The organism is Mycetocola sp. (assembly GCF_046716805.1).
GTDB lineage: Bacteria > Actinomycetota > Actinomycetes > Actinomycetales > Microbacteriaceae > Mycetocola_A.
On the sequence record NZ_JBKJWH010000011.1, the window covers coordinates 1 to 4183 of the forward strand.

Consider the following 4183-nt stretch of genomic DNA (forward strand, 5'->3'; position numbering starts at 1 on the left):
CTTAGGGCCGGGTGGGCTCGTAGATGTTTATACCAGACAGGTGCACATCTTGGGGGTGCTCGGCGACGAGCGCCCCGAAGAGGTCACCGACATGCAGCGTGCGGTGAAGGGTGAGGTCATCGCCTCCACCTTCGACCGTCCGGCTGAGGACCACACCACGGTGGCTGAACTGGCCATCGAGCGCGCCAAGCGGCTCGTCGAGCTCGGGCACGACGTCGTCGTCCTCCTTGACTCGATCACCCGCCTCGGCCGCGCATACAACCTGGCAGCACCGACCTCGGGACGCATCCTGTCCGGTGGAGTCGACGCATCCGCCCTGTACCCGCCGAAGCGTTTCTTCGGTGCGGCGCGCAACATCGAGAATGGTGGCTCGCTCACCATCCTCGCCACCGCGCTCGTCGAGACCGGGTCCAAAATGGACGAGGTCATCTTCGAAGAGTTCAAGGGCACCGGTAATTCCGAGCTCCGCCTGTCGCGCCAGCTGGCCGACAAGCGCATCTTCCCCGCCGTCGACGTCAACGCGTCGTCGACACGGCGTGAAGAGATGCTCCTCGGAGCGGACGAAGTCCGTGTCACCTGGAAGCTGCGCCGTGCCCTCGCCGGGCTCGACCAGCAGCAGGCACTCGAGGTCGTCCTTGGCAAGCTCAAGGAGACCCAGTCCAACGTCGAGTTCCTCGTCCAGATGCAGAAGAGCATGCCCGCGCCCGTCGCAGGCACCGGACGCAGCCACGACCACGAGCGCGACCACCGCTAGCGAAACAGACGAACCCGTTTGCCCAGGCTTGCGACTCTCTTCGAGTCGACCGGTCGGGGCGGACGGGTTTTGTCATTACTCGACTGGCAGGTAGACAATCGCTAAAGGACGGATGAGAAATGTTTGAATCGGTACAGGTACTGATCGACGAGCACAAGGACCTGCAGGAACAGCTCGCTGACCCGGCGGTTCACGCAGATCCCGCTCGGTCGAAGAAGATCAACCGGCGCTACGCCGAGTTGTCGAAGATCCTCGCGGCGCACAACTCGTGGATCGAAGCACAGGACGACCTCGCCGCCGCGCGTGAACTTGCGAAGGAAGACGACGCGTTCGCAGCCGAGGTCCCCGGGCTCGAAGCGGGCCTGGCTACGGCACAGGAGAAACTGCGCCGGCTGCTCATCCCGCGCGACCCGGACGACGGTCGGGACGTCATCATGGAGATCAAGGGCGGTGAGGGCGGCGCCGAAAGCGCACTGTTCGCCGCCGATCTGTTGCGGATGTACCTGCACTACGCCGAGTCCAAAGGCTGGAAGACGGAGATGCTTGACCGGACTGAGAGCGACCTCGGCGGCTACAAGGATGTCCAGGTCGCCATCAAGTCCAACGCCACGGATCCGTCGCAGGGCGTCTGGGCGCACCTCAAGTACGAGGGTGGAGTCCACCGCGTCCAGAGGGTTCCGGCCACGGAGTCGCAGGGACGCATCCACACCTCCACCACCGGCGTGCTCGTCTTCCCCGAGGTCGACGCTCCCGAAGAGGTCGAGATCAGCCAGAACGACCTCAAGATCGACGTCTACCGCTCGAGCGGTCCAGGCGGGCAGTCGGTCAACACGACCGACTCCGCTGTGCGCATCACCCACCTGCCAACAGGAATCGTCGTTGCGATGCAGAACGAAAAGAGCCAGCTGCAGAACCGTGAGGCAGGAATGCGCGTGCTGCGCGCACGCATCCTGGCCCGCCAGCAGGAGGAGCAGGCAGAACTCGACAGTGCCAAGCGCAAAACGCAGATCCGCACGATGGACCGGTCGGAGCGCATCCGCACCTACAACTTTCCGGAGAACCGGATCGCCGACCACCGTACCGGTTACAAGGCATACAACCTGGATGCCGTGATCAACGGTTCGCTCGACCCGCTGATCGAATCCGCGATCCGTGCCGACGAAGAGGCTCGCCTCGCCGACATCGGCGACCAGGGCTGATCCTGCCGCGTTTTCACCCGATCCGGACGAACTCACGTGGCTCGCCGAGTGTTTTCGTCCGGGGCAGGTGAACAGCCGGTACCGCTGAGGGTCGACCCTCAGATGTGGTACTCAGGCTCCGTGAGGCCGTAGGTCTTCCCTGGTTCGCGGGGACGTGCGTGGGCCGGAACTCCGACGAGCAGTGACATCGCCGGGGCATCCTTCGTCACCACGGCGTTCGCGCCGACGATGCTGCCGGCGCCCACGGTGATCGGTCCGATGATCTTCGCGCCTGCTCCGACCTGCACGCCGTTCCCGAGCGTCGGATGCCGTTTCTCCCGCCCCCGGGACTTCCCGCCGAGCGTGACGCTGTGGAACAGCATGACGTCGTCGCCGACCTCGGCGGTCTCACCGATGACGACTCCCATGCCGTGATCGATGAAGAATCTCCGGCCGATGATCGCGCCCGGGTGGATCTCGACCCCGGTGAGGAATCGGGTGAACTGCGAGAGCATGCGTGCTGGCATCCGTGCGCCGCGCGCCCACAGCCTGGACGTCAGCCGGTACGCCCAGATCGCGTGGAGGCCGGAGTAGGTGAGGAAGATTTCAACGGAGCCGCGCGCGGCAGGGTCGTGCACGCGCGCGGCCGCGATGTCTTCCCGGATTCGGGAGAGAACGGGCATCGTCTAGTCGGAGAGGTCTGACCAGAGCGGCGTCGAGATGTAGCGTTCCCCGGTGTCGCAGACGATGGCGACGATGCGCTTGCCGGCGTTCTCCGGGCGCTTCGCCAGTTCGGTCGCCGCCCAGATGATCGCACCGGACGAGATTCCGCTGAGGATGCCTTCTTCAGCGGCCAGGCGCTTGGCCACGCGGACGGAGTCCTCGAAGCTGACGTCGATGACCTCGTCGTAGATGGTCGTGTCGAGGATCTCGGGCACGAAGTTCGCGCCGATGCCCTGGATCTTGTGTGGACCGGGCGCGCCGCCGTTGAGGATGGGGGAGTCGATCGGTTCGACCGCGACGACCTGGACGTCGGGTTTGCGCTGCTTGAGGACCTGCCCGACTCCGGTGATCGTGCCACCGGTGCCCACACCGGCGACGAAGATGTCGATGTTGCCGTCGGTGTCCCGCCAGATCTCCTCTGCGGTGGTCTTGCGGTGGATCTCGGCATTGGCTTCGTTGGCGAACTGACGGGCGAGGATCGCTCCGGGCGTCGATGCCACGATCTCCTCAGCCCGGGCAACAGCGCCCTTCATGCCGAGTGCCGGCTCGGTGAGGACGAGTTCTGCGCCGAACGCGCGCAACAGGACCCGACGCTCCGTGCTCATCGACGCCGGCATCGAGAGGATCACTTTGTAGCCCCTGGCGGCACCGACGAGCGCGAGGGCGATGCCGGTGTTGCCACTGGTTCCCTCGACGATGGTTCCCCCGGGCTTGAGCGCGCCTGCGGCCTCTGCGGCGTCGACGATCGCGACTCCCAGGCGGTCTTTCACGCTGGAACCGGGGTTGTAATACTCCAGCTTCGCGAGAACGGTGGCCCCAGCGCCATCGGTCACTCGGTTCAGCTGTACGAGAGGGGTGTTGCCGAACGCCTCGGTGATATTGGCGTAGATCTTTCCGGCCACGAATATACTCCTTGGGTTATGGTCCGCGCTGAGCGCGGTCGACTGGATTACAGCTTATTGCCCGGTGCAACCGCCACCGGTTGTGTGTCATTCCGGATGTGTGCATGGGCGCCCAGAGCAGGGTGCGGTGGCGCGGGTCTGTTTGCTTCGCGCGGGTGCTGTCCGCTGCTTGCCAGGATGGTCGTGAGACATCTGGTGAGGGTGTGGGGAAAGCGAAGTAGAACATGAGCGAGATGATGATTGTCGGCCGGACCGCGAGCGGGAGCCGGTCGTATCCGTTGTTGTTCCGGGTGGAGTTTCTCCGCCGGTGGGACGAATGCGTGGAGCGGGGGTCGAAGGCCCGGCTGTTGCGGGAGTTCGATCTGGCCTCGACCACGGTCGATCGGTGGCGGCAGGCTCGAGCTCGGGGAGAATTGACGGCGTCGATGGTTGCTGCAGCGGAAAGGTCACCGAAACGGATGGATAGTCGTGATCGTGCGGAACTGGCACGGCTGCGCCGGGAGAACGAGGCTTTGAAGAAGAAGGTCGCGCAATCCGAGGCGGCGCAGGAGATTCTGGGAAAAGCATTCGAGCTCTTGGAAGGGATCACCACCAGCTCGACCGAGGAAAGCACGTCGATCCCGCCA

General features: G+C 64.7%; 4 protein-coding genes and 1 pseudogene. 3 read left to right on the top strand and 2 right to left on the bottom strand.

Going from position 1 to position 4183, the window contains the following annotated elements; translation table 11 throughout:
- On the top strand, window positions 1-754 hold a 754-nt coding region (rho, locus tag ACLQ62_RS00805), incomplete at its 5' end, for a transcription termination factor Rho (RefSeq protein ID WP_411719757.1).
- 119 nt (window positions 755-873) lie between these two features.
- Entirely contained in the window at window positions 874-1953 is a 1080-nt protein-coding gene (gene prfA / locus ACLQ62_RS00810) for a peptide chain release factor 1 (RefSeq protein WP_411719758.1), read from the top strand.
- Window positions 1954-2051: 98 nt separating this feature from the next.
- On the opposite strand, the gene epsC is transcribed toward prfA, so the two are convergent.
- Together epsC and cysK are read right to left on the bottom strand one after the other, a co-directional pair.
- Window positions 2052-2615 (bottom strand): serine O-acetyltransferase EpsC, encoded by a 564-nt coding sequence (epsC, locus tag ACLQ62_RS00815; protein WP_411719759.1) that lies wholly within the window; start codon window positions 2613-2615, stop codon window positions 2052-2054.
- 3 nt (window positions 2616-2618) lie between these two features.
- Window positions 2619-3557, bottom strand: a complete 939-nt coding sequence (gene cysK, locus ACLQ62_RS00820) for a cysteine synthase A (protein WP_411719760.1) — start codon at window positions 3555-3557, stop codon at window positions 2619-2621.
- Window positions 3558-3781: 224 nt separating this feature from the next.
- Here cysK and ACLQ62_RS00825 point away from each other — a divergent pair.
- A pseudogene (locus ACLQ62_RS00825) lies at window positions 3782-4183 on the top strand (hypothetical protein); the annotation flags it as partial.

Coding starts and splice junctions, on each gene's coding strand:
- epsC (WP_411719759.1), bottom strand. CDS start 2,615: ATGCCCGTTCTCTCCCGAATCCGGGAAGACATCGCGGCCGCGCGCGTG.
- prfA (WP_411719758.1), top strand. CDS start 874: ATGTTTGAATCGGTACAGGTACTGATCGACGAGCACAAGGACCTGCAG.